Origin of the sequence: Thiothrix lacustris DSM 21227, assembly GCF_000621325.1 — a bacterium.
Lineage (GTDB): Bacteria > Pseudomonadota > Gammaproteobacteria > Thiotrichales > Thiotrichaceae > Thiothrix > Thiothrix lacustris.
On sequence record NZ_JHYQ01000003.1, the window covers coordinates 1 to 24858 of the forward strand.

Consider the following 24858-nt stretch of genomic DNA (forward strand, 5'->3'; position numbering starts at 1 on the left):
CACTTGCTTTTGGCGTTCCAAATCGTCTTTTTGGTCGTGGCTGGATACGCGGGCGTAGGCAAGCGTCTTACGGCTATCTTCTGTGGCACGGAATAGCTCCGGCTTGAGTTTCAACATATCGTAACGGCGGTGGTTACCGGAGGTGTGTTCTGGGATTAACCGACCTTCCGCTTCCCAGCGGCGCAGGGTGGGAACTGACACACCAAGGAGTTTTGAGGCTTCACTGATCGGGACTAATCTATTCATATTGATTAGTATAGAGTAGATTTAATTAGATTTTAATCGAACTGTTCAAACCCGCGCATGATGATCGTCTGGATGTTCAAGCCTTGGCACAAGCCGCCGTGCTTGCCAGTGATGCCCGCTTGTTAGAGCAAGACGGCGAGTGGCTAGCACGGGGTGATACTTTGGAGGCTGCGCTGTTGGTGATGGCGCATAAATGCGGTGTCGACCCAGCGCAAATTCGGGAAAAATTCGTGCGTCAGGCGAGCATCCCGTTCAACCGTACCTACCGTTACATGGCGACCCTCAGCAATGCAGCGGATCATCGTCAATATTTGAGTGTCAAAGGTGCACCGGAATCGTTACTGCCGCGCTGTTCCCACGTTCTGACTGATCAGGGGCTGGAGCCTATCGAAATAGCCGTCTGGGAAGAAAAGGTACGCAAGTTGGCAGAGCGGGGAATGCAGACCCTAGTTATTGCCAGTAAACCCGTTAATCAACTCATGACCAGCTTGGCACATGAAGATGTCAGTTACGGCCTGACCTTACTGGGTATTGTCGGTATCAGCGACCCGCCGCGAGAAGAAGCCGCTGAAGCGGTGAAACTGTGTCAACAAGCCGGTATCCGCGTAAAAATGATCACTGGCGATCATGCCCAGACAGCCTGCGCTCTGGCAAAACGGGTGGGCATTGGCGACGGTGAAACTGTGCTGACCGGTGCCGAACTGGACGAGATGGATGAAGCAACACTGGTTGAACAACTCAGGGAAGTCGAGGTATTCGCCCGTACCAGCCCAGAGCAAAAACTGCGACTGGTGAAAATTTTGCAAACACAGGGCGAACGGGTAGCGATGGTTGGCGGCGGTCTCAATGACGCGCCCGCGCTAAAACAGGCCGATGTCGGCGTGGCAATGGGTATTCGTGGGACAGAAGCCGCTCGCCAGTCAGCAGAAATTGTGCTGATACAAGATCATTTCCCTAGTCTGGTGGATGCTATCCGTGAAGGTCGCTTGCTCTACCAGAATTTCTACAAGATCGTGCAGTTTATGCTCCCCAGTAATGGCTCGCAGGCTGTCGCGGTCATGGTTGCAGTGCTATTTGGACTGGCCTTGCCGTTTACACCGGCACAAGTGCTGTGGGTCAATCTGGTGACAGCGGGCATCCTCGGTCTGACTTTGGCATTTGAGAAAGCCGAACCGGATACAACCCTGCGCGGCTTTGCGTTCAAACCCGTGCAATCCTTATTCAGTGGTTTTTTGCTGTGGCGACTGTTATTGGTTTCCGCAGTATTACTGGTCAGCGTGTTGTCAATTTTCATGTGGGAGCTACATCGGGGTGAAACACTGGAAGCCGCTCATACCGCAGCCATTAATACCTTGGTGATCGCGCAGATTTTCTACCTGTTAAGTGTGCGCCACTCAGTCGCACCCAGTTGGCGGCTTGCCAACCTCTTCGACAATCGCTGGGTATGGATGGCGATTGGTGGCGTTTTGCTACTACAAGTCCTGTTTACCTACTGGACGCCGTTTAATACCTTGTTCGGCACTAGTGCGATTGATTTTTATGCTTGGAGCTGGATTTTGCTGGTCGGCTCCCTAGTTTTCATCATTGTGGAGTTTGAAAAAGCCATGCAACGTAATACCAAAGGCTGGGCACAGTCCGTTTTGAAACGGGCAGTCGACTATTTTAATCCGAGAGTTTGGAAAGAGAAAGGCTTACGCTGGACGCTACAATTCTTCGCCGTACTCTTCCTGCTAGGGCAACTGACGTTGCTGTTTCTCTGGAGCCGCGAACCGGATACCTTTAATGTGGAAGCAACAGCGCGGGAAATGGTTCAAGCACAAGCGGGGGAAACGCTACGTCCCGGTGTTGTGACAACGGCGACGCTGGCGCGTATTTCCCAAACACTGCTGGACAAGCCCGGTGGCTATACCAGCAATGATATGTTTTTGCCGGGTATGGTTATTGAGGATATGCTGGTCGTGCCCGATATTCCCAACTGGGAGATGGGGGTGTTGACTCAGGTGAGGGATACGACGCTAGCGATGCGTGATGACCTCAGTCGCTCGCAGTCCCAATCTTCTGCCGACCCCGATCTGATCACGGCGCAAATTCGGTTTAACACGGATAGTCAGTTGTGGTTGTTCCCGCCTGCTGAAACACAGTACCGAGAGGGTGTGGAGTCTCTCGAAAATTACTTACAGCGCTTGCAAAATGGTCAGGCTCAGTTCTACGCCCGCGCTGACAGCCTCAATAACTGGCTCAACAAAGTACAACGGCAAATGGGGTCACTATCCATTGCGCTGAGTGCCAGTGTCGGCGTCCGCCAAATCAGTCAGGAAGGTGCTAAAACGAGTATTCAAGATGGCTCTATTCAGGCTACAGGCGTTGAGTTGGGATCGGAAGTGATAACGGCAGAAGATGATCCATCCGTTGTTATTATCAAAACTCCGCGCCTGAAAGTGGATGATGTATTCTATCAGGCACGGGGTCAGACTTGGGCGCTCCTGCATATGCTCAAAGCTATCGAAGTCGACTTCGAGGATATCTTGCGCCAGAAAAATGCCTTGCTCAGTTTGAGGCAAATTATCAATAAACTGGAAGACACGCAGAAAGATGTCTGGAGCCCGATCATTCTCAATGGCAGCGGTTACAGTTTTGTCGCCAACCATTCCTTGGTATTAGCGTCACAAATTTCGCGTGCCAACGCTGCCTTGATCGATTTGGGTACTCTGATGCGTGAGGGATGATGACTGACTAGCTAGTATCAGCCACTCATTTGCTGGCTGTCAGGTGTAAGTTGTCCTTATGTGCTTTATCCGCCTCTTCATCGACTGCCACTGCGTGTAAGTGGCAGCCAAAATGCTTGGCACGTTCGATGACTTGCACCGCCCAATGGTGATGGGTTGCGGGTTCGCACATTGCGCCTTCAAACTGGAAAACTGCTGGCATGGTGTCATCCAGAATCCGCAGGGCTGCTTCGTAATCATGGCTGTTTACTTTCAGCGCTTGATGGATGACCGTAATCTGGCTGGGGTGGATCACGGTTTTACCGACTAGCCCGTGTAGCAAATCCCGCTGAAATTCTGCCTGTAAGACGGTGTGATCCTGAAAATATTCAAACACGGGCGCGGTGAGGTGAAAACCTGCCGGAACAAAGTGCGTCACCAACATCGCGACCACATACCCCAACGGGCCATCGTATAAGGTGTGGGCATGGTGAGTACGCAAGCGCAAACAAGACAGCAAGTCATTACCCCCAATGCGTAAGGCCAATATCCGCGATTTAATACCCTCATCCTGCAAGCGTGCGCACAATTCGCGTACTGCCAGTGCATCCAACATTTGGGCAGTTTCCAGCGTTGGCATAAACAGCATGTGTGGCGGGGAGGCTTGCACTACTGCATACCAAGCGGCAAACGAGTGGTTATCAAACTTGGGTAAGACGAAGCCGTCAATGGCTTCAATTCCGGTCATGGCTAACAATTCCAACGCCATCATGGGGTGGCGTGGGCGGATGAAAACCAATGGGCTTGCACCGCGATCTTGTTGACGCAGGGTGTGCAAACACTGTTGCAGGTTTGCCAGTCCTGCTGCCACTTCATCCTCACGTACCGCATCTTCTAGGCAGACCACCATCGAGCGTAAATCAGGAATTTTCTGATGCAAAATAACGTCGAGCAAGTCCGGGCGGGTGGCGGGCATGTACAAGGTTGCGCCTAACTGATACGGGGAAATACGTGTGGTCATGAGGTCTTCTTGATGATGGTAATGGCACGGTAGGGTGCAAGCGTCTCGCCGACCGCTTGCAGGGGAATTTCTCGCGATTCGGCGAGGTGGCGTAACAGGCGGATATTTGGGTCATCCAGCCGCTGCACCAGAATGTGTTCCGGTACGCGGCGCATGACCGCGCGGGTGGCTTCCGCAATGCCCGGTTTGAGGCGGTTAAGGTTGGTAATAGCATAGGTATTGCGCAATTGCGCAATCGTGGCTTGTGACTGGATAAGCAGTGGGTGACGCATCGCATCTGCCCAATCTGCTGCGATAACGCCTTGTTGATGGCGACGACAAGCATCCACTGTCTCGACAAACCATTGGCTCACATCGTGTTCTGCCAAGTGCGTATAATTCACACAAGCATGCCAGCCGCCATCCTCACGTAAGATAGAACGAGATACCAAGCCAGATACAGTAGAACCTAAAATCCCAAAGGGAATTAACCAGTCCTCTCCTGAGGCTGCCAACCACGCTCTGCCAGTCGGGTCTGCTAAAACCACCAAGGGAATTTCACTATCAGGGTAACGATTGCCAAGTGAGCGTTGCAATTCACCATGAATAGCGCCTTTGCCGACCCAGCCATCGACCCAAACGATGTCAGCGAAGGCATGACGTTGTTCGATCCAAGCCACGGCGGCTTGATCGATACCTTTGTCCCGCACAATGCTGATGCCGTAATGCTCGCTTTCTACACCCAATTCGCGCAATGCACGTACCAGCAATACGCTTAGTGGTACGCCAGCCCTCACGAAACTGGCCAACACAATGGGGCGGTTGGGGCGGCGTTGCCGCAGAGCCAGTGCCAAGCTTTGTACTTCACGAGCAAGGCGCTCCAATCCCTCCGCTAGCGCTTGTTGAAATAAGGTTTGGTGCGCGTCTGACGGCGGTGATTCTAGCGTCAACATTTCCGAATAATGGCGTTGTCCACTTTGAATCAAACGTTCTTTTTCCTCCACTGGCGTGGTTTCCATCACGATTTGCCGTAGCAGAAAGGTGACATCACGAGCGGAGTACGAGCCATGAAAGCTGTGGGGAGTGTTCATGGCATGGATCTACAAATTTGTGTCTTCGGTGGGAATGCCGCAAAGTCACATAAGCGCATGAATCCCAAATCGGACACACTATCACCCATGCCAAAGACAGGCACACGCCCATGTTCAGCGAGGTGCCGCCGTAGCATTTCTGCGGCTGCTGCTTGTTTATTGACGAAATCAGGCAGCAGCGCCAAGTTGTTGCCATTCATGTGGATGTAGAAGCCTTGCAAGTTAAGGGTCTCAGATAAAATATTTCGCAGTTTCTGGAGGTCTTCCACATTGGCAGTATTGCTTTTGATGACCAGATACGCTGAGGTTTCTTCTACCGACTCCAGCCAGCCGCGTAAAGATAACCCCATGTTTTCACCTATTTGTAGTGCGGTTGTTAGCATATCTGGCAGGCGACTTTGGTACGGAGCCAGTTGCGGTTGCATGTGTGCATGCCACTCCTCATCCAAGTGACCATCAGGGGTTAAGATGGCAGCGCCATGTACACACACCGCACCCTGTTGAAAGGGCAGATGCACCCGCTTGAACGAGGCAATTCCCCGTGCTGTTACAGGAATCACGGTCATACACGCCAGCGCCCAATGGATGAAATCGTGTTGCCATGGCTGCATAAAGCTAATCGTTTCACCGTTTGCGCCATCCGCAGCGGGTATTTTGTTGACATCCGTGGGCATTTTTCGCGCCGTTTGGAAGAGGGTATCGTCAAGATCAGTGAGCAATAAGGGTTTCATGGGTAGAACTCCAGACAGATGGGGTTCAAAGCACTGATCAACGCTTTATCCAACAAATGTGCGGGCGGTTCGCTGCACAGCAGGATGCGGTCGTAATCGCCGGGAATGACGTTGTAGAGAAAGTTGGGGATACCTTGCCCGTAATTGTCGTGGAAGCAATAGCGCTGTTGGATGCTGTGCCCCAAGGCAATCGGCGAACGCGTGGTGGCGCTGAAATGCACGTTCGCACCGTGCTGTTCGAGGTATTCCGCTAGTAAATAGGGCGGCCAGACGAATTCACCCGTGCCGAGGACGAGGATGCGTTCACCCGGTGTGACAGTGAGATGTTGAGCCAGTGGGGTTACGGGGTGTTGGCTCACACCTAAGCGCCCCCAGTCATCGGCAGGCTTGGCGTGCCATTCCCCCGTTCCCAGTACATCGACTTGTGGCATGTCCGGCGGGGGCGCGTCGTTGGCTTGCCAGTCCCAATGCCCGGCGAGCAGCGAAACGGCGCGGGCGCGTTCGCCTAGACGTTCGGCGGCAGCACCACCCGACCAGTCGGTGAGGGTGGCGGCAATAATGTGTTCAAACTGATCCAGCCCCGCTTGTTGCAAGGCTTCCAGCAGGTTGGAAAAGGTTTTGCCGGTGGAGGCTTCGTCATCGACCAATACCAATGTCCGGGCGGTGCGTAGCAGTTCAATATCAGCCGGGTGTTGCGGCCAATGCAACACTTGTTGGGTGGCGTGGCTGTGTTCTTCGCGGAATTCGACCAAGACTGGCACATCCAGCGGGTGGCGAGTCGTGCACAGATACAGCGTGTCGTCACGGCTGCGGCTGAGCGCTTGCTGGACACCTGCGCCCAGCGCAATGGCGGTTTCTGCCATGCCAATCACGACCATTGGCTCCGGTAAATCGGCGGGGATTTGAGCGGCAAGCGTATCGGTGGCCTTGCGCATGACGGCAGGCGAGACGGGAATGTGCCTGCCCAATACTTTGGATACAAACAGGAAGGCGCGTTTAGGGTTGCGACGTTGCGCAAAGCCGAAGAGTTCGTCGGGCGAGTGTGTGCCAGACTCGATGGTGAGGTTGAGCGTACCCTGTTCAAGGTTAACGGTTAAGGTCATGCAGGGAGTATTCCTTGTTGTTTAGCGAGTGTTATCCAGCCGGGGTATTCGCTCATCATGAGGTCGTACAGGGTTTCATCACTGTGTTCATTGGGTGATGCGACGGAGAAATAGTTGGCATTGTCCAGCAGTCGCCCCGATAGCTCGTCCAGCTTTTCCAGAAATGGAAAATCCGAATCAGCGAAAGCCAGCAGCAGCTTAGAGAGGGATTTTCGTCCTTTGCCTATGCCCATGAATTGCCAGAAAATAGGCTCATAGCTTGACCAGCGTAGCTGTTTTTCGGTCAAGCCCTTGTCGGAAGTCCCGCCGTCGGTGACAAACATAACGTAGACCGGCATCGCTGCCTGTAATGGCGTCGTGCGTTCGCCACCGGCAGTATCGGGGAAGTAGTGTTGGCGGATAGCTTGCATGGCACGCCCGTAACGGGTATCGCCTTCCAACGGGTGTTGTTGGATGGTCTGAGCAATGTAGCTTGCGTAATTGCCAATGCCCATCGGGGCGGGTTGATGGACATCCTTGCCAAACAGGAATACGTCGATTTCGCCATCGTCGTCGAAGCGGCAACCCAGAGCCAAAATCCGTTCTGAAAATGCTTGAATCAAGCCATCCCGGTACAAGCGGCTCATGGAACCAGAAATATCCAGACACAAGCACACTTTGGCACGATGGCTTTCCAGCCCAACCTTTGCCAAGGAAATGGCTGATTTCTTGGCGAGGCTGAGTAATTGCGGTGCTTCTTTTTCCAGCCGCTTTTCCAAGGAAATGCGCGAGGGGTTGGCAACCGGCGGTGGGGGTGTGACCGGGGCAGAGGGTTCGGCGACACTGGCACCAAAATGTTTGACCAAGGCATCCAACCCACCATTAAAGCCTTGTGCGGTGGCACTGAGTCGCCAAATGCCTGCTTTGCGGTACAGTTCCACCAGCATCACCGCACGTTCTTGCTGAAAGTCGCTGCCGGTAAAGCTGAATTGTGCCACGGTTTTGCCCTGCACCTGCACACTGAGTGCGCCACTGTGAAGAGCGCTCAGTGTCGCTTGAGCATCAATCGTTACCGTCAGTACCAATCGTTCAAGCGTGTCAGGCAGTGTCTTGAGGTTAAACTCGAAGGTTGCTGTATTGGCGGTGCTATTTTGCAGTGTTACGCTGCCGCACGGGGTACTGGGTTGATTGAAAAAGGTCATGTAGCGATCATCAGAGAGTAATCCAGCGCTATCTAAACCAAAACAGGCAAAGTCTAAGGTTAGATTTGCACTACTACAGGTACTTTGTAGTAAAAAAGGGCTGTTATTAGGGATGATCTCATCTAGTTTCAGGCGTTGCCCTTTTTTTATGTGCATATATTACCTCTTTATTTAACCCGCGCATTCTACTCGCCAGATGGCATTTTGCGTTTGTTGCACCATTTGTGCGGCTGATAGTGTTTGGGTGTTGGTTTGTTGAAGGTATTGAATATTAGCGGCTTCCATCAAGGCAATGGCTAATACATGACGGATGGCAAAATTCATGTTCTGCGCATGGGTGAAGGTGGAAGATACGACCCCCAATACTGCGCCGGTTTCATCCAGTAACGGGCTACCGCTCGAACCGGGTTGGATGGGCGCGGTAAATTGCAATAAACGAATGTCGTTATGCGCCCCAAACAAGCCGGAAATCACCCCTTGAGTGACTTGAATGCCATTCCCCATCAAACCTGCCAGCGGATAACCTAACGTGGTAATCGCTTGCGCCAAACCAATATTACTGCTCCGAAACGGGAGGGGTTGCAGTTGAGCGGGCGTTGTGACCCGTAACAAGGCGAGGTCGTTGGTGCTGTCGCTGATAATGGGTTCAGCATCCAGCTTGCCTTGCAGGGAATTCAAACGAATGTGGTTAGCACCATCTACCACGTGTGCATTGCTCATGAAAACATTGGGGGCAACCAGAAAAGCGGTGCCTGTCCAGTTACCGGGGCGTTGTTCGGTATTGCCGGGGGTTGCGAATGGTGAGCGATCATCTATGTCCATACCCATTCTACGCCCAAGCGCTGCCAATCCATACGCGGAGGTTTCTGCTAGAGCGCGGACTTTCCATTGCCCTCCTCGCAAGTAGAATTCAGCAACCATTAGCGCTGAGGCCGGGATTTCCTGCAAAGCAATGTGATGGTTGAATACCTCATCCATCTGTAGGGCAACGTGCTTGCCAACATCGATGGGGCCGCGTGCGCCGTAACGGTATAGCACTAAGTAGAGGTGGGTAATCGTGGCATCGGAGAGCTGGGCTACATCCAGCGTCAACGCGTAGCGGGTGCCTGCTTCATTTAGGGTTGCGCTTGCCCATGTTGGAGCCTTGGCATGAGCCAAATAAGGTTGGCTAACTAATTGTTTCGCTTCATTGACGGGCAAAATAGCTAACCCTAAATCGTGGCGAATGTCCTGCGGGAAAGTGATCGTCGTTGCCCAGCGTGTGCCAGTCAGCGGCAGGTTTGCGCCTACGGGTAAATTCATCATAATTATTGTTACCGAGCTGTATTGTTATGGTCAGCATGATAGCAAGAATGGTGTTAAAAATGCCTGAAATTTTTACCGTAGATCGGGCATACTAGCGCTTGTCATCATTATTAAAATTTTTAGACAGGGCATACCATGCGTATTTGGTTTAACAAGACATTTTCCAGCATCAGTTCCGTGTTTCACAACCTGCGCCAAGCGCGTATCGCAGGTGGAGTGACTGTTATTTATACCCATACTAACCCGGCTGCTTCGGCATTTCTGGCAGCGGATGAAGCAATGGTTGAGCCCGCTGGTTTGGTAGGGGCAGCGTATCTGGATTGGTGTTTGGGCTTTTGCCAGCAACACCGGATTGATTACTTCTGGCCTGCCAAAGAGTCTGTGTTGATTGTGCAGCATCAAGCTGATTTTGCGCGGGTGGGGACGCAGCTCATTGCGGTTGCGACGCCGGAAACGCTGGCGCTGTTAAACCACAAAGGTGATTTTTACCGCACGTTGCCGCCTGAGGTGGCTCAGGCAATGGCTTGTATTGCGGTCACTGATACAGCAGGCTTTGATCGGGCGGTGGCAGAACTGTCGCAACATTATGCGGCACTGTGTGTTAAACCAGCGGTCTCGGTATTTGGCTTAGGGTTCCGCATTCTGGATACGCAACGCGACAGTATTACGCACTTGCTAAAAGGCGTGGAATACGAAATTCCACTGACCGAATTGCGGGCAGGTATGGAACACACGTCAACGTTTCCTGAGCTACTGGTGATGGAGCATTTGTCTGGCGCAGAATGGAGCGTGGATTGTGCTGGGCGTAACGGTGAGCTGTTATGCGGCATCCAGCGTAAAAAACATCCGTTGGCAGGCTACGGGCAGGAAATCGATAATAATGCCGCTATTCAGGGCATGGTGGAGCGTTTAACCGCACATTATGGCTTGAATGGTTTGTTCAATATCCAGTTCAAAGCGCGGGCAGATGGTGAGCCGAGTTTGCTGGAAATCAATCCGCGTCCCGCTGGTGGCTTCGGGATGGCGTGTTTGGCGGGGGTGAATCTGGCGGAGGTTTTCCTGCAAAGTCTGGTGGGTGAGACGGTAGTAATACCCCCTATTCGCTATGGCTTGCGGGTTGGTGAAGTCAGTACGCCAGTAGTGTTGCCCTCATTGGTCTGAAATAACCTGACAATTCTAGGTGAGTGTTGCTTGCATTTAGGCGACTCTCTAAGATGTTGGTAGTCAATAATACAAATAGGATACATATTCATGGCTGTTAGTTTAAGCAAAGGACAACGCATTTCTTTAGAAAAAAGCAATGGCGCTGGCTTGAGTAAAGTTCGCATGGGTTTGGGCTGGGATCCGGTACAAGCACCTAAGAAAAGTGGTTTCTTCGGTAGCATGTTTGGCGGCGGTGGTGGTGCTGAAGACATTGACCTTGATGCTTCTTGCTTGCTGCTGGATGCACAAAAAAACCTGCTGGATGTGGTGTGGTTCCGCCAATTGCAAAGCCGCGATGGTTCGATCAAGCATTCCGGCGACAACCTGACGGGCGAAGGTTCTGGCGATGATGAAGTCATTTTCGTTGACCTGAGCAGCTTGCCGGGCAATGTTGCACATTTGGCCTTTACGGTGTGTTCTTTCCGTGGGCAAACCTTTAATGAAGTTGAAGGCGCGTTTTGCCGCTTGGTCGACGACACCAATAATAGCGAAATGGCGAAATTCAACCTGTCCGAAAAAGGTGTCCACACGGGTGTAGTCATGGCGATTATCAGCCGTGACGGCGCAGGTTGGCAGATGAAAGCAGTCGGTACACCCACGGCTGGTGCTGTTGCGAACGATATGATGCCAGCGATTTTGGCTGCTATCTAGGAGTACTGCAATGTCAGTGACACAATTGGTTGCTGGGGCAAATTGCCCAGTACCGTCTGAAAAACTTCAGGTTGAGGTCACGTTGTCGCCTGCACAAATCAGCGGGGCGGAGGTGGATATTTCCGCCTTTGCCTTGACTGGCAGTGGCAAAGTGCGTGGCGATGATGACATGGTATTTTATGGTCAGCCGCGCCCCGGTAATGGCAGCGTGGCGTTTCTGGCGAATAGTGCCGGGCGTGCTGAGTTCAGCGTCGACATCCCGAAACTGCTGGCCAGCACCGAAAAAATTGCATTTACCGCGACAATTCACGAAAACCGCAAGACTTTTGGCGCGTTCACCAGCTTGCAAGTCACGGTGAAAAATGCAGCGGGACAGGCGGTACTTGTTGCCACTTTGCCAGCTACTGGCATGGTGGAGTCGGCGCTGATTTTGGGTGAATTGTATTTACGCCAAGGGCAGTGGAAATTCCGTGCCGTAGGGCAAGGCTTCGCTGGTGGCTTGAAACCATTGGCCGAGCATTTTGGGGTGGATATTAGTGATGCGCCAGCTCCAGCCGCCGCGCCGCCACCACCCGCACCCAGCCCCGCGAAGAAGCCCATTTCCCTGAGCAAAGTCACGCTGGATAAGGGAAAGCCGCGCGTTAGTCTGGAAAAGAAATCCGAAGGCTTCGGCGAAATTCGCATCAACCTGAACTGGAATCGTGAGACAGCCCCCGCCGCCAAAAGTGGTGGTTTGTTGGGTGGCTTGTTCGGTGGTGGCAACAAAGGCATGGATCTGGATGTTGGCTGTTTATACGAACAGCGCGACGGTACAATCAGCGCGATTCAAGCCTTGGGCAACCGTTTTGGCTCATTCCGCAGCGACCCGTTTATCGAGCTGAAAGGCGATGACCGCACCGGCGCGATCAGTGAGGGCGAATGGCTGCATATCAATGGGCAGCAATGGCAAACCTTCAAGCGTGTGCTGGTGTATGCCTTTATCTACGAAGGTGCACCAAACTGGGCGAAAACCGATGGTGTCGTGACCATTTACGTGCCGAACGAACCCCCGTTGGAAATTCGCATGACCGAAGGCGGCAATTCGCTCGGCATGTGCGCCGTGGTCTTGCTGGAAAACATCAATGGTACGTTACAGGTGAACCGCGAAGTACGTTACTTCAAGGGGCATCAGGAAATGGATCAAGCCTATCGCTGGGGATTAAACTGGCGAGCAGGTTCAAAATAAGTGATGAAATCAAAGGAGAAGAGACGTGGCTTTAAGTTTACAAAAAGGTGGTAACCTTTCATTAAGCAAAACTGACCCCAGTTTAACTAAAATCCTGATTGGTTTAGGCTGGGATGAACGCAGCACAGATGGGGCAGGTTTTGACCTTGATGCCAGTGCCTTTCTGCTGACTGCCAGCGGTAAAGTGCGTGGTGATGCAGATTTTATTTTCTACAACCAATTGAAATCGACCGATGGTTCCGTGGAACACACGGGCGATAACCGCACCGGGCAAGGCGATGGCGACGATGAGTCGATGAAAGTGGACTTGAGCAAAGTGCCTGCCGAGGTTACGAAAGTTGCCTTCACGGTGACGATTCATGATGCAGAAGCGCGTCGCCAAAACTTTGGGCAAGTCGCCAATGCGTTCATTCGTGTGGTGAATGATGCGACGGGCACTGAAGTCGTGCGTTACGATTTGGCAGAAGATTATTCTACCGAAACCGCGATGGTGTTCGGTGAATTATACCGCAATAACGAGGAATGGAAATTCCGTGCCGTGGGGCAAGGTTATGCGGGTGGTTTAAAAGCAATGTGTGACCAGTTTGGTATTCAAATTGGTTAATGTGATGACTCAATGACGAAAAGAATGGAGTTTTATAATGGCTGTTAGTTTACAAAAAGGCGGCAACGTCTCTTTATCGAAAGAAGCACCTGGTTTGGCTGCTATTACTGTTGGCTTGGGTTGGGATACCCGTGCTACCGATGGTACTGATTTTGACTTGGATGCATCCGTTTTCATGCTGGGCGAAGATGGCAAAGTGTTGTCAGATGATTCTTTCATCTTTTACAACAACAAGAAATCTTCTTGCGGTAATGTCGAACATCTAGGTGACAACAAGACCGGTGCTGGCGATGGCGATGATGAGCAAGTCAGCGTGAATCTGGCGGGTTTGGCTGAAACCGCCAAGAAACTGGTGTTCTCGGTCACGATTCATGACGCAGAAGCGCGTAAGCAAAACTTTGGTCAAGTCAGCAACGCTTACATCCGTTTGGTGAATAGCGCTGATGGCAAAGAAATTGCCCGGTACGACCTGTCTGAAGATGCCAGCGTCGAAACAGCGATGTTGTTTGGTGAGATTTATCGCCATAACGCCGAGTGGAAATTCAAGGCGGTTGGTCAAGGCTTTGCCGGTGGTTTAGGGCCAATGGCTGCATCCATGGGCGTCAATCTTGGTTAAAGCATTGTAAACAATGCGCTTGGTTTACCACAGGCATCTTATTCAGGATGCCTGTTTTGTTTGTTCATCAGGTAAAGTTAGAAGTTCTATGTTCCAAGATTTTAAATATTCGTTTTTAGTGACTTTCCTCTGTGTGGGGGTGGCTATTTGGTGGGGGGCAACCACCTCGATGGGCATCGCCACTGCCATTTTTTTGGTGTTGGTATTGGGTATCATGGAAGTCAGCTTGTCGTTTGACAATGCTGTCGTGAATGCCTCTGTCCTCAAAGAAATGGATGAGTACTGGCAGAAGATGTTTCTGACGGTCGGTATTCTGATTGCCGTTTTTGGGATGCGTTTAGTGTTCCCGATTGTGATCGTTGCCATTGCGACCGGGTTGGGTACATTCGATGTCATGCAGATGGCCTTGAATAATCCTCAAGAATACTCACGGCATTTGATGGAAAGCCACGCGGGGATTGCGGCGTTCGGCGGCATGTTCCTATTATTGGTCTTCCTGAGCTTCATGTTTGATAATGAAAAGGAAGTGCATTGGCTTGAAGTGATTGAGCATAAAATGAGTGAGTTGGGTAAGTTGGATGTGATCAGTATTTTGATTGCGCTGGCTACCTTGTTTGCTTTGCAAGCCTTGTTGCCGATAGATGATGCTACGCGCTTGACTATATTGATCGCGGGTTTGGGTGGGGTTGTCCTGTATATTGCGGTCAGCAGTCTGGATGTCTTTTTTGAAGATAAGGAAGAAGGCGACGCCGCCGTAAAAGTGGTGACTCGTAATGGTCTGGCCGGTTTCCTGTATCTGGAAGTGTTGGATGCATCCTTCTCGTTTGATGGGGTGATTGGCGCCTTTGCCATTACCAAAGACGTGGTGATTATCATGTTGGGTCTGGCGATTGGTGCGATGTTTGTGCGTTCCCTGACCGTACATTTAGTGCATAAAGGCACGCTGGATGAATACATTTATCTGGAGCATGGCGCACATTATGGTATCGGTGCGTTGGCTGTCATTATGCTATTCAGTATTCATTACCACATACCTGAAGTGATTACCGGATTAATTGGTGTAACGTTTATTGTGTTGTCGATTGTGTCATCACTGCGTTACAAAAAGAAACAGTTGGCTGAAGCCTAAGTGGAATAAGGAGATTATACATGTCATTTTTTGATACATTGAAAGAGAAAGCTGGGGAAGCCCGCGCTAAATTGACAACAGAAATCGGTAAATTCAAGAACCGTGAGTTCATGGAAGCCTGTGTGGCCGGTTGTGGTTTGGTGGCGGCTGCCGATGGCAATATTGATTCGTCTGAAAAGCAGAAGATGATGAAGTTCATCCAGCAATCAGAAGAATTGAAAGTCTTTGACACCAAAGATGTGATTGCTGTTTTTAACAAAGTCACCGAAAACTTTGAGTTTGATAACGAAATCGGTAAAGCAGAAGCCCTGAAAATGATCGGTAAACTGCGTAGCAAGCCAGATGCTGCCCGTTTAATGGTTCGGGTTTGCATGGCCATCGGCAGTGCTGACGGTGACTTTGATGACAAAGAAAAGCAAATGGTGCGCGAAATGTGCCGTGACTTGAACATCCCGACGGACGATTTCGGCTTGTAATTAGAGCTTTGTCTGTAGCCAATCCTGCGCGTGTTTGGTGATTGCCAACACCGCAGGGTGGCTTATACGCCGTTCCACTGAAATGGCAAAAAACTGTTCCACTACATCGCTCGCTTGCCCGATGCAATGCATATTGGGTTCTTGGGTGAAGGTCGTTTCCTGCACGGAAGGCGCAACAAATATCCCCGAGCCTGCCAGACCGAATGCGCGCATTAGGGCACTATCATCAAACTCACCAATGATTTTCGGTGTCAGCTTTTGCTGATGAAACCACTGTTCCAATTCATTACGTACTGAAGTCCCTTCGCTGGGGATTAGCAGCGGCGCGTCATTCAGGCAGAGTGGAAATTCACCTTGTAGCTGCTCCTTGACCGAGGTATGCGCAAAAAAGCTGATGCAACTAGAACCCAGCCGATGGGAAAAGCCCTTGATGGGCATATTATTGGGCATTGGGCGGTCAGCAATCACTAATTCAATGCGATGCATCGCAAGTTCCCCTAGCAGGTCTGATAAAGGCCCTTCGGTACACACAATATGGATTTGTGGTGTCAGTTTCATCGCAGGTTCAAGAAGTTTGTAAGCAATGGTTTTGGGCACAACATCCACGACCCCGACCCTAAACAGTCGCGCCCGCTGCGAAGGGTGACTGCGTAAGGCTTGTTCCATGCTGCTACCCAATTGGAAAATCTCATCCGCATAACGACGGGCAACTTGTCCAGCTTCGGTCAGCTCCAGATTCCTGCCTTGTTTACGCAACAATTTTACACCCAGTGATTCTTCCAGCAGTTGCAATTGTCCGCTGATGGTTTGCGGGGTCAGGTTGAGGCTATCACAGGCACGGGCAATGCTCCCCAGCGTGGCAACTTCGCGAAAATAGTACAAGTGTTTGTAATTCAACATGGTTTAGTTATCCCGAATCTTGTGTAACTCTTGTTCGCACAGGATTTTTAACATGGCCAGCGCGTCATTCAGCAGCAGAGTACGCACGCGCTGAAGTTCCTGGTGCAGGTAGGCACGTCCTTGGGCAAGTTCATTATCCCAGTACTCCTGATGGCGATTATCCCACCATGTTGTCATGTTTTCAGGGCGATAAGCCAGTTTGTCTATTTTGAGAAGGTCGTAAATATTCACCCAGTTGTTTTCGACCAGTAGCATCAGGGTTGGGTTGAAGGTGTAATGCCCTTGGCGCAGGCGGTAAAACAGTTTGCGGTTATAGCGGTCAAGTCGGGACATTTCGTTTTTGGACAAAATACTCGACAGGTAAGCACGTTGTTTACGCTGCGGAGCCAGTACATTGTTGGGGAAGTGTTCTACTGCGTCGATGATAGCTTGGGTAGTGAACGCGCCTTTTTTGACCAAAGTGGTGGGTATTACCCGGTAAAACAACGCAATCAGTAGGTTGAGCAGGAAAAATTCCATGCTGCTTTTGTCGAGCTTCAGCAAGCGCCCGTCAATCTGGATGCTGAGGCTGTCTGGTTCCAGTTGTTGGTAAATGCTGCCCAAGTGTTGCCGGGCGTATTTTTCATCCTTGCTGGCTTGTTGTAAGGCAATCTGGAAGGCGGTGAAGCCATTATTGTCGACTAGGGCAGTATTGGCGTCACGTTCGGTGAGTTCCTGCACTAGCGCAGAGTTGCCAAGCCAAGCGGCGACCATGAGTGGGGTCTGGTTGAAAGGGTTGCGAAAATCCACCCCGAATTTGTTGAGCTGGTTGCGCAGGGCGACCGGGTTTTTGGCCTGATAGGGCAGGTAGTATTTCTGCTGAAGTTGTTTGATGCCATTGTCCGGGTGGCGGGCGGGTTTGAATTCGGCTAACAGCAAGTCGTGCAGGAACTGACGGTCTTCGTAGACTAGCGCGATTTCAAACAGGGCAAGGCGGGCTTTTTTGTCGTTAGATTGGATGGCTTGATGGTGCAACGCATCGAGGGTTGCGCCGCTGTAAACCTCCCAATCCGGTACTTGTTGTTGGAGGATTTCGCGGCGGATGCGTTCGGCCTGTTCCTGTTTGCCCTGTAGTTCGAGCTTGTGGGCTTCACGTTGCCAGTCGGCGTGGCTGGAACCCTGATTGTCGAGGTTCAGGGTATCGAGCGCATTGTCCAGCCCCAGTAAATCGAGCAGGCGTTGCTTGGCGTCGGCTTCGATCCAGTACAGGTTGCGGACGGCGCGGGTGAGGGCAACGTACAAGGCGTTTATGTAAAACTTGTAGGTTTCCAACGACTTGTCGGTTTTGTCTTTGGCGCGGGCGTAACTCAGGCCTTGCTGTAAATCGGCGTGGCTGACACCTTTGCTGATCTCGTGGAAGCGTTTGGCTTCGCTGCTGAGGAAGTTGTAGAGGATGATATTGTCGTATTCCAGCCCCTTGGCTTCCTGAATCGAAAATACCAGTGGGGTGTTGAAATGTTGCTGGGCTTCGGCCTTTTGTTCGGCGTGCATCACCACTACGGCGAAGCGGGTGGAGGTGCGGGTTTTGGCGTCGAGTTCGCGGCGAATAGTGTCGCGGTCTTGCAGGAATACCACGTCGCCTTGCACATGCCCGTTGCTGTGTACCAGATAGTTGCTTTCGCGGTCGATGGCGCCAAAGCGGGCATTTTTCAGCAACAGAATGCGGTTTGCCAGCGCGGTGACTTGCGGCGAATTGCGGTAATTGGTGCTGAGGATACGGATCAGGTCAGTGTCACCCTGTAATTCCCCGTGGGTGTAGAACAAGCTTTTGAGCTTGCTCCACGAAAAGAAGTTGGGGTGAACAATCTGGTTGGAATCGCCACACAGCAGGAAACCCGTCGGGTCTCGCAGCGCTTTGAGGATCAGGAAAAGCTGGATATTGGTCAGGTCTTGCACTTCATCCACCACCACGAAGTCGTAGCGGGGTTCGACCCTTTTTAGGTAACGGTGGCTGAGGAGGTTGCTGTCGTAACGGTTGGTTTCCTGCAAAAACGTCAGGTAACGGCTGAAAATGTCGTAGACGGCGGCGCGTTCGTCTTCCAGAAAAATGGATTGCTTGATGCCGAGGTTGAGGTATTCCTCGCGGCTGAGGTATGCCGTTTCTACGGAAGGGCCGGTGAGGACACCTTTGAATTCCTCAAACAGTTTGTGCGCATCCTTGATGGCGGGGCGCGGCAAGCGGCTGAACCAGTCGGCAAATTCACGGAAGTTGATGGGCTTGCCTACGGGAATCTGGATGCTTTCCAGAAATTCCTGAAATGATAGGAAATCAACGTGTTGCTGCGGGTTGTCGTAGCCGTGGGCGTAATACAGGTCGCGGGAATTTTTCACCAGATAAGACGATAAGGTGACGTAGAGCACGTCGCCGGGGCAGGCTTTGAGCTTTTCCAGTGTTAGAGCGGTTTTACCGCTGCCTGCTGAACCAATAATCACCATCGGTGGTCGTAGATTAAATACGGCTTGCTGGGTCTCATCGAACGAGATGATTTTATCCAACAGGTTGAAACGCCCGTGCTGCGGGTTGATGTAAGCCAGTGAGGGTGAGTCTTCGGGGAGGTATTCCAGCGGCGGGATTTTGTCTTCGTCTACCACCACGCCGTGATTCAGGAAGCGCGAGCCTTGGTAATCGTGGCTTTTCAGGTATTCCAGCACCAGCGCGTAACGTTCCCCCTGATAGTGGTAAAACGCCAGCAGTAGGCGGTCGCTGCGGTTGAGGCGGGCGCGGTAGAGGTTGTCGCCAATCTTTTTGACATCTGCCGATTTGAGGTCATCGGCTTCCATGAACGAGCGCCACTTGGCGAAGCCGGTGATGGCAGCGGGATTGAGTTCGTTGTAGAGCAAGATTTGCATAGGCTAATGTTACGTATGGGGTCAGATGTTGGCTAATGCAGCTAAAAATTCAGGGCTGTTCTATAGTAGTTCACCATGATTTAACGCATTTGACAGCGTGAGGGAAATGATATGTCTAAAATTTCAACGTTCTGGTTGGCCTGTTTGGCTGTTCTATTGGCATCAAATGGCATGGCAGCGAGTTCTGCAGCACGGAGCAATTTATTGGGGGCGGCTGACCCCAAAGCCAGTGGTGAATATGCATTTTCACAATGCCGTGCCTTGCAGGGCAAGCCTTTTGACAGTAACACCCAGAAGAAAAAAGCCCTGATCGTCGGTGATAGCTATGGTTGCGATTTCCTCAATAGTGTTTTGGAAAACGGTTATCTGAAAGACTACCAAATCCGGGTACGTTTTATCCCCTATAGCTGCCAGACGGTGTTAGGTGAAGGATCAGAGCACTTTATTGACGCTAAAGATCGTGCCTTTTGCGCCAAACCGGAGCGGGCGGATAGCCTGGAACGTGCCAAGGCGCAGATACAGGAAGCCGATCTGGTGATTTTTTCTGCCCGTTGGAAACCTGAGATTGCCGAGGAATTGCCCGACACGCTGGCGAATTTGGGGTTGAAACCGCAACAGAAAGTTGTGGTGGTAGGCAATAAGTTTTTCGGCAAAATTTCGGTGCGTGAATACCTGCGGATGTCGGATGCCGAGTTGAAGGCATTGCAGAATGAGGTGGATATTGCCGAAGCCAAAACCATCAATGCGACACTGGCGAAAAATCTGGGCAACAAGGCGGCGTTTGTCGACCCTCATGCGTTGTTGTGCGGTAATGATGCCCTTTGCCCTTTGTTTACCGATGACTTGAATCTGATTTCGTATGACGGCAGGCATTTGACCAAGGATGGGGCGCGTTATGTGGGTAAGGTGTTGTTCGAGCATTCGGCATTAGGGCAAATGTGATGCTGAATCCACATTTCCTGCATGACCTTTGCACGTGATTCGGGCAAAATCGCGGCTTCATTTATGGAAACCATCCTGAACTATGAGCCGTTTATTGCGTTCCAGTGCTGTTATCAGCGCCATGACCATGATTTCCCGCGTGCTGGGCTTGCTGCGCGACATGATTGTTGCCCGCTATTTTCCGGTGGATGGCGCAACTGATGCGTTTTACGTCGCGTTCAGGATACCCAACCTGTTGCGCCGTTTGTTTGCTGAAGGGGCTTTTTCGCTGGCTTTTGTGCCGGTGTTATCGGAATACAAGACCAAGCAAGATCAGGCGACGCTTAAAGACTTGGTTGACCATGTGGCGGGGTATCTGGCGCTGATCTTGCTGGTGATTACGGTCATCGGGGTGGTGGCTGCACCCGTGGTGATGTGGGTGTTTGCGCCGGGGTTTGGCGATAAGCCGAATGCTCGGCCGGATCTGGCGGTGGAGATGTTGCGGATTACCTTCCCCTACATCTTGTTTATTTCGTTGACGGCGTTTGTCAGCGGTATCCTCAATACCTTCCACAAGTTTGCGATTCCCGCGTTGACGCCTGCTTTGTTGAATGTGGTGATGATTGCGGCGGTAGTGTGGGGTGCTCCTTATTTTAAAGAGCCAGTTCTGGCGTTGGCGTGGGGGGTGTTTTTTGCGGGGATTGCGCAATTGGTGTTTCAGTTGCCGACACTGACTCGTCTGGGTTTGTTACCGCGTTTCCGTATCCGCCGCAAACATGAGGGTGTCAGCCGTATTATGAAGCTGATGCTGCCGACCTTGTTTGGCTCGTCGATTGCGCAGTTGAATTTGCTGATTAATACCTTGCTGGCCTCGTTTTTGGCGGTGGGCAGTATTTCGTGGTTGTATTATTCTGACCGTTTTGTGGAGCTGCCCTTGGCGATTGTCGGGGTGGCATTGGGGACGGTGATCTTGCCTAAATTGTCGAGTGACCATGCCAAGGCCGATGCTGCGCAATTCCGGCATACAATGGATTGGGCGTTGCGGATGGGTTTGCTGATTTCATTGCCAGCCACGCTGGGGTTAGTCTTGCTGGCAAAACCGATTCTGGCGACGGTGATGATGCACGGTGCATTCGAGTGGAAAGATGTACAAATGTCATCCCTGAGTCTGATGACTTACGCAGTGGGATTGAGTGGTTTCATTTTAGTGAAAGTGCTGGCTCCTGGTTTTTATTCGCGTCAGGATACTAAAACGCCGGTCAAAATCGGTATCATCTCGATCTTGGCAAATATGGCCTTGAATGTGGTGATTGTGCTGCCGTGGTATTTTTCGGGTACGCCGGGGGCGCACGCGGGTTTGGCCTTGGCGACGGCATTGGCGGGGTATGTGAATGCCGGGTTGCTGTTCTATAACCTGCATAAGCAACAGATTTTTGACCCGGAGAAGGGTTGGGGCGTATTTTTAAGCAAAATCGGCCTGGCTTGTGTGGTCATGGGCGGGTTGGTTGGGTTGGTATCACCGAACGATCTGTGGTGGCAAACCTCGGCAGTATCACTGAAGGTGAGCTGGCTGACGGGTTTGATGGTATTGGCACTGGGCAGTTATTTCGCAACCCTGCGTTTGTTGGGAATGCCGTTCAGGCAAATGCTGGGGCGCTGAAACTTTTTTCTCTGTTACACTCGTGCGAGTGTCAGAATACTTAAAATACAGGACTTTATAATGAAAAAATTAGCGACGTTGTTATCTGTCCCAGTGGTTTTACTGGTGGCATGGGGCGGCTCCAGTTGGTATGTCGGGCAGCAAACCGAAGCCTCTTTGAAGCAGTTTATTGAACAGCAAAATGAGGCATCAGCACAAAGCGGTATCAAGCAAGAGCTGGTCAGCTACGAAAAAACGGCATTTGGTGCGAAGGCAGTGACCAAGTTGATCGCTGGCGGTGAATTTGGCGAGATTCAGTTCATCAATGACATCAGTAATGGACCGTTATTATTGGGTGGTAGTAGTGCTGTGCAATTGGGTAGCGCTCGTATCGATACTCAGTTGGATATGGCAGCACTGGATGAGGCAAAACGTCAGTGGCTGACCACCGCGTTTGAAGGCAAGGCACCGCTAGAAGGGCATACGGTTATCGGGTTTGGTGGTGGGGTCAGCTATGATTTCAGCACCAATCCATTGAAGTTGGACGAGGACGGCACGACGGCTGTGGTGGAGAGTGTCACGCTTTCCGGTACTTCTGCTGCTGATATGACTGGTGATATCAGCTTGCGGGCGGGCAAAATTGAGGTCAAAGAAGCGACAACGCAATTTACCATGCCTTCCCTGCAACTGGATGGTGATATTACCGGTATGATTGGTGGGCAAGCCCTAGGCAAGTTTGATATGAAAGCGCCGGGTGTGTCGATTCTTGCTGAAGGTACAACGGTTCCCATGAGTTTCGACTTGGCTTTACAAAGTGATAGTAGTATTGCTGATAATGCCGTGTCCGGCAAAGTAGCGATACAGGCTGCCAATATTCAGGGTGTGAACGATGCCGTGAGTAAAGTGGATTACACGATGGACATCCACGATATGGATGTGGCAGGTCTTGAGGAAATCGGCAAGCTTCAGGCCGAGTTACAAAGCGCCCAAAACCAGATGGTCTGGAGTGCCGATGCCACCGAAACCCCAGAAGGCCAGCAAAAACAACAGGAATTGATGACTAAGCTGACGGAAACCGGCGGTAAAATAGTCGATACCCTGTTTGGAAAAGTGCTAAAAACGGATAAAAGCCGTGTACATACCACGCTGTTGGCAGAAAGCCCCAAGGGTAAGCTCAACGCCGACATCGACCTAACATACGTTGGCAAAGAAGCGCCTGATATGATGGCTTTGGCGAGTTATAACGCGAATGACTGGGCAAAAATGTTAAAAGGTAAAATCATGTTGGATGCTGATAAAGGCTTATTGCCTGCTGGCACTGAGATGATGCTGACACCTTTGGCCGAACAAGGTTTGATCAAATTGGAGGGTGAGAAAATCAAAAGTAACATCGACTTGGCGGGTGACAATGTTACCCTCAATGGCAAGCAAATGTCTTTCGATGAACTGTTGAAAATGCTAGTACCACCGGGTATAGATGACGCAATGACAGACGGATCTGAAGATATGGGTATTCCTGAAGACTTAATGAAGAAAATTGAGGTTGAGGGCATTACCCCGGAAATCATTCAATTACTGGAAGAAAGTGATGATGTTCCTAAGGAAACGGTCGAGCTTATGAAACAGTTGCAACAAATGCAGCAGCAAATGGATGACGGCAAGACGCCCGCAACCGAGCCAGCAGCAGCCCCCGCCCCAGAGGGCACCAAGGAGTAAATGACAATGGCTGATTCCCCTTATATTTTTGATGCTACCCCGCAGAACTTCCAGCAAATCATGGAAAGTTCTTATCAAGTGCCGATTCTGGTGGATTTCTGGGCTGACTGGTGTCAGCCGTGTAAAACGCTGATGCCGATTCTGGCAAAGCTGGCGAATGAGTATCAGGGTGCTTTCATTCTGGTCAAAGTCAACAGTGACCAGCAACAGCAACTCGCGGCACAATTTGGCGTGCGTAATTTGCCGACCGTCAAAGTCATCAAGGATGGCAAGATTGTCGATGAATTCACGGGGGTTCAGCCGGAGTCCGAAATTCGTAAGCTGATCGACCGCCACCGGTCACGCAAGACCGAGCCGTACCGTCAGCAAGCGCTGGAAATGTACAACAACGGTGATTTGCCAGGGGCGACCCAGCTGATGGAACAGGTCGTGCAACACGAGCCTGACTTCTACGAAGCTGTGATTGAGCTGGCGGGAATGTTGATTCAGCAAGAGCGGGCGGAAGAGGCCGAAGTCATGCTGCAAGGTATTCCCCCAGATGCCATCGACAATCAGGTTATCAGTCAGTTATTGGCTGAGGTGAAACGTGCCAAGTTGCAGGCGCAAGTGGTGGGTGTGGATACCTCGGCACTGGAACAGCGTCTGGCAGAAAACCCTGACGACCTTGCCACCATGCTGGAGTTAGCCAATATCCGCGTGGGAATGGATGAAATTGAAGCCGGTCTGGAGCTGTATTTCGCGGTTCACAAAAAAGACAGCAATTTTCAAGATGGCGCAGGCAAGAAGGGCTTGTTCAGTACGTTTGAGCTGATCGGTTCTGGCAATCCTCTGGTGAAAAAATACCGCAACAAACTATTTGCCTTGTTGTATTGATATTTAGCGCGGTATTCGCAGCATTTCTCTTGTGCTGCCCTTGAAATCCTCAAACTAAACCTTACTTTCCACGGCGAAATGATTTTTATCGCCGTGGAGTAGTAACAATGAATGATCCAAAAGACAACCTGCAAGACGCAGCGACAAACGATATAGAAGACGCTGTGGTTGATGTGATGGATGTTGAGCCATTAAACACCGAAGAATTACAAGCTGAGCTGGATAAAGCCAAGGCTGAAGCTGCTAATAATTATGAACAATTACTGCGTTCCCAAGCAGAGCTAGCTAATCAGCGTCGCCGTGCTGAGAAACAGGTTGAGGACGCTCATAAATTTGCTGCCCAGAAATTTCTCGAATCCATTATTCCTGTCATCGACAGTCTGGAAATGGGTGTTCAAGCTGAAGGCGACATCGCACAAATCCGTGAAGGAATGCAACTTACCCTCAAACAATTTGAGACGGTGATGGAAAAGTTCAATATCGCATCGATTGGCAAGCCGGGCGATGCCTTTAATCCTGAACATCACCAAGCCATGTCGATGCAGCCACACCCTGATTTTGCTAACAATACCGTGTCAATGGTTATGCAAAAAGGCTATCTGCTCAACGGTCGTGTGGTGCGTCCCGCGATGGTCATGGTCAGCAAAAAGTAAA

22 protein-coding genes are annotated in these 24858 nt (G+C 51.2%); 13 read left to right on the forward strand and 9 right to left on the reverse strand.

Annotated elements, in window-relative coordinates; genetic code table 11:
* A partial coding sequence (locus Q394_RS0102705) for a MerR family DNA-binding transcriptional regulator (protein ID WP_038140313.1) occupies window positions 1-246 on the reverse strand: 246 nt, incomplete at its 3' end.
* Window positions 247-329: 83 nt separating this feature from the next.
* Between Q394_RS0102705 and Q394_RS21240 the strand changes: the two genes are divergently transcribed.
* The gene (locus Q394_RS21240) at window positions 330-2972 is read left to right on the forward strand and encodes an HAD-IC family P-type ATPase (protein ID WP_051542663.1); all 2643 of its coding nucleotides are present in this window, start codon (window positions 330-332) and stop codon (window positions 2970-2972) included.
* Between the two features lie 25 nt (window positions 2973-2997).
* Here Q394_RS21240 and Q394_RS0102715 read toward each other — a convergent pair whose 3' ends face one another.
* From Q394_RS0102715 to Q394_RS18885, 6 genes are read right to left on the reverse strand one after another with little or no spacing between them, the layout of a single operon-like run.
* Complete coding sequence (locus Q394_RS0102715) at window positions 2998-3972, reverse strand: HpcH/HpaI aldolase/citrate lyase family protein (protein ID WP_028487921.1); 975 nt, start codon at window positions 3970-3972, stop codon at window positions 2998-3000.
* Window positions 3969-5042 (reverse strand): cysteine protease StiP domain-containing protein, encoded by a 1074-nt coding sequence (locus Q394_RS0102720; protein ID WP_028487922.1) that lies wholly within the window; start codon window positions 5040-5042, stop codon window positions 3969-3971. Before Q394_RS0102720 ends, Q394_RS0102715 begins: the two co-directional genes overlap by 4 nt.
* On the reverse strand, window positions 5039-5773 hold the full coding sequence (locus tag Q394_RS0102725; protein WP_038140316.1) for an HAD family hydrolase: 735 nt from the start codon (window positions 5771-5773) through the stop codon (window positions 5039-5041). The genes Q394_RS0102720 and Q394_RS0102725 overlap by 4 nt, the downstream gene beginning before the upstream one ends.
* Window positions 5770-6876 carry a phosphoribosyltransferase domain-containing protein gene (locus Q394_RS0102730; RefSeq protein WP_028487924.1) on the reverse strand — a complete coding sequence of 369 codons (1107 nt, stop codon included), beginning with the start codon at window positions 6874-6876 and terminating at the stop codon, window positions 5770-5772. The genes Q394_RS0102725 and Q394_RS0102730 overlap by 4 nt, the downstream gene beginning before the upstream one ends.
* On the reverse strand, window positions 6873-8213 hold the full coding sequence (locus tag Q394_RS0102735) for a VWA domain-containing protein (protein ID WP_028487925.1): 1341 nt from the start codon (window positions 8211-8213) through the stop codon (window positions 6873-6875). Before Q394_RS0102735 ends, Q394_RS0102730 begins: the two co-directional genes overlap by 4 nt.
* A gap of 15 nt (window positions 8214-8228) precedes the next feature.
* Window positions 8229-9362 (reverse strand): trypsin-like peptidase domain-containing protein, encoded by a 1134-nt coding sequence (locus Q394_RS18885; RefSeq protein ID WP_051542665.1) that lies wholly within the window; start codon window positions 9360-9362, stop codon window positions 8229-8231.
* 135 nt (window positions 9363-9497) lie between these two features.
* Between Q394_RS18885 and Q394_RS0102745 the strand changes: the two genes are divergently transcribed.
* The 7 genes from Q394_RS0102745 to Q394_RS0102775 all read left to right on the forward strand — a co-directional run bounded on the left by Q394_RS0102745 (window position 9498) and on the right by Q394_RS0102775 (window position 15266).
* The gene (locus Q394_RS0102745; RefSeq protein ID WP_028487926.1) at window positions 9498-10523 is read left to right on the forward strand and encodes an ATP-grasp domain-containing protein; all 1026 of its coding nucleotides are present in this window, start codon (window positions 9498-9500) and stop codon (window positions 10521-10523) included.
* Window positions 10524-10613: 90 nt separating this feature from the next.
* Window positions 10614-11216, forward strand: a complete 603-nt coding sequence (locus Q394_RS0102750; RefSeq protein ID WP_028487927.1) for a TerD family protein — start codon at window positions 10614-10616, stop codon at window positions 11214-11216.
* 10 nt (window positions 11217-11226) lie between these two features.
* Entirely contained in the window at window positions 11227-12441 is a 1215-nt protein-coding gene (locus tag Q394_RS0102755; protein ID WP_084260324.1) for a TerD family protein, read from the forward strand.
* A gap of 25 nt (window positions 12442-12466) precedes the next feature.
* The gene (locus Q394_RS0102760; RefSeq protein WP_028487929.1) at window positions 12467-13045 is read left to right on the forward strand and encodes a TerD family protein; all 579 of its coding nucleotides are present in this window, start codon (window positions 12467-12469) and stop codon (window positions 13043-13045) included.
* 37 nt (window positions 13046-13082) lie between these two features.
* Window positions 13083-13661 (forward strand): TerD family protein, encoded by a 579-nt coding sequence (locus tag Q394_RS0102765; RefSeq protein WP_028487930.1) that lies wholly within the window; start codon window positions 13083-13085, stop codon window positions 13659-13661.
* A gap of 88 nt (window positions 13662-13749) precedes the next feature.
* Window positions 13750-14790, forward strand: a complete 1041-nt coding sequence (locus Q394_RS0102770; protein WP_028487931.1) for a DUF475 domain-containing protein — start codon at window positions 13750-13752, stop codon at window positions 14788-14790.
* Window positions 14791-14810: 20 nt separating this feature from the next.
* Window positions 14811-15266: a tellurite resistance TerB family protein gene (locus Q394_RS0102775; RefSeq protein WP_028487932.1), complete on the forward strand. Its 456-nt coding sequence runs from the start codon at window positions 14811-14813 to the stop codon at window positions 15264-15266.
* Here Q394_RS0102775 and nhaR read toward each other — a convergent pair whose 3' ends face one another.
* Complete coding sequence (nhaR, locus tag Q394_RS0102780; protein ID WP_028487933.1) at window positions 15267-16166, reverse strand: transcriptional activator NhaR; 900 nt, start codon at window positions 16164-16166, stop codon at window positions 15267-15269.
* Between the two features lie 3 nt (window positions 16167-16169).
* Window positions 16170-19055, reverse strand: coding sequence for a UvrD-helicase domain-containing protein (locus Q394_RS0102785; RefSeq protein ID WP_028487934.1), 2886 nt, complete (start codon window positions 19053-19055; stop codon window positions 16170-16172).
* 111 nt (window positions 19056-19166) lie between these two features.
* On the opposite strand from Q394_RS0102785, the gene Q394_RS0102790 reads away from it, so the two are divergent.
* From Q394_RS0102790 to grpE, 5 genes are all read left to right on the forward strand, one after another.
* On the forward strand, window positions 19167-19997 hold the full coding sequence (locus Q394_RS0102790; RefSeq protein ID WP_028487935.1) for an SGNH hydrolase domain-containing protein: 831 nt from the start codon (window positions 19167-19169) through the stop codon (window positions 19995-19997).
* 82 nt (window positions 19998-20079) lie between these two features.
* Window positions 20080-21636, forward strand: coding sequence for a murein biosynthesis integral membrane protein MurJ (gene murJ, locus Q394_RS0102795; protein WP_028487936.1), 1557 nt, complete (start codon window positions 20080-20082; stop codon window positions 21634-21636).
* A 60-nt stretch (window positions 21637-21696) separates the two neighbouring features.
* The gene (locus Q394_RS0102800; RefSeq protein ID WP_028487937.1) at window positions 21697-23331 is read left to right on the forward strand and encodes a DUF945 family protein; all 1635 of its coding nucleotides are present in this window, start codon (window positions 21697-21699) and stop codon (window positions 23329-23331) included.
* A 6-nt stretch (window positions 23332-23337) separates the two neighbouring features.
* The gene (gene trxA, locus Q394_RS0102805; protein ID WP_028487938.1) at window positions 23338-24204 is read left to right on the forward strand and encodes a thioredoxin; all 867 of its coding nucleotides are present in this window, start codon (window positions 23338-23340) and stop codon (window positions 24202-24204) included.
* Between the two features lie 107 nt (window positions 24205-24311).
* Complete coding sequence (gene grpE, locus Q394_RS0102810) at window positions 24312-24857, forward strand: nucleotide exchange factor GrpE (RefSeq protein WP_028487939.1); 546 nt, start codon at window positions 24312-24314, stop codon at window positions 24855-24857.
* Window position 24858: the final 1 nt, after the last annotated feature.

What these genes read in the sequence shown, in the direction of transcription:
- Q394_RS0102715 (WP_028487921.1), bottom strand. Translation starts at nt 3,972, where the DNA reads ATGACCACACGTATTTCCCCGTATCAGTTAGGCGCAACCTTGTACATG.
- Q394_RS0102720 (WP_028487922.1), bottom strand. Translation starts at nt 5,042, where the DNA reads ATGAACACTCCCCACAGCTTTCATGGCTCGTACTCCGCTCGTGATGTC.
- Q394_RS0102725 (WP_038140316.1), bottom strand. Translation starts at nt 5,773, where the DNA reads ATGAAACCCTTATTGCTCACTGATCTTGACGATACCCTCTTCCAAACG.
- Q394_RS0102730 (WP_028487924.1), bottom strand. Translation starts at nt 6,876, where the DNA reads ATGACCTTAACCGTTAACCTTGAACAGGGTACGCTCAACCTCACCATC.
- Q394_RS0102735 (WP_028487925.1), bottom strand. Translation starts at nt 8,213, where the DNA reads ATGCACATAAAAAAAGGGCAACGCCTGAAACTAGATGAGATCATCCCT.
- Q394_RS18885 (WP_051542665.1), bottom strand. Translation starts at nt 9,362, where the DNA reads ATGATGAATTTACCCGTAGGCGCAAACCTGCCGCTGACTGGCACACGC.
- Q394_RS0102745 (WP_028487926.1), top strand. Translation starts at nt 9,498, where the DNA reads ATGCGTATTTGGTTTAACAAGACATTTTCCAGCATCAGTTCCGTGTTT.
- Q394_RS0102750 (WP_028487927.1), top strand. Translation starts at nt 10,614, where the DNA reads ATGGCTGTTAGTTTAAGCAAAGGACAACGCATTTCTTTAGAAAAAAGC.
- Q394_RS0102755 (WP_084260324.1), top strand. Translation starts at nt 11,227, where the DNA reads ATGTCAGTGACACAATTGGTTGCTGGGGCAAATTGCCCAGTACCGTCT.
- Q394_RS0102765 (WP_028487930.1), top strand. Translation starts at nt 13,083, where the DNA reads ATGGCTGTTAGTTTACAAAAAGGCGGCAACGTCTCTTTATCGAAAGAA.
- Q394_RS0102770 (WP_028487931.1), top strand. Translation starts at nt 13,750, where the DNA reads ATGTTCCAAGATTTTAAATATTCGTTTTTAGTGACTTTCCTCTGTGTG.
- Q394_RS0102775 (WP_028487932.1), top strand. Translation starts at nt 14,811, where the DNA reads ATGTCATTTTTTGATACATTGAAAGAGAAAGCTGGGGAAGCCCGCGCT.
- nhaR (WP_028487933.1), bottom strand. Translation starts at nt 16,166, where the DNA reads ATGTTGAATTACAAACACTTGTACTATTTTCGCGAAGTTGCCACGCTG.
- Q394_RS0102785 (WP_028487934.1), bottom strand. Translation starts at nt 19,055, where the DNA reads ATGCAAATCTTGCTCTACAACGAACTCAATCCCGCTGCCATCACCGGC.
- Q394_RS0102790 (WP_028487935.1), top strand. Translation starts at nt 19,167, where the DNA reads ATGTCTAAAATTTCAACGTTCTGGTTGGCCTGTTTGGCTGTTCTATTG.
- murJ (WP_028487936.1), top strand. Translation starts at nt 20,080, where the DNA reads ATGAGCCGTTTATTGCGTTCCAGTGCTGTTATCAGCGCCATGACCATG.
- Q394_RS0102800 (WP_028487937.1), top strand. Translation starts at nt 21,697, where the DNA reads ATGAAAAAATTAGCGACGTTGTTATCTGTCCCAGTGGTTTTACTGGTG.
- trxA (WP_028487938.1), top strand. Translation starts at nt 23,338, where the DNA reads ATGGCTGATTCCCCTTATATTTTTGATGCTACCCCGCAGAACTTCCAG.
- grpE (WP_028487939.1), top strand. Translation starts at nt 24,312, where the DNA reads ATGAATGATCCAAAAGACAACCTGCAAGACGCAGCGACAAACGATATA.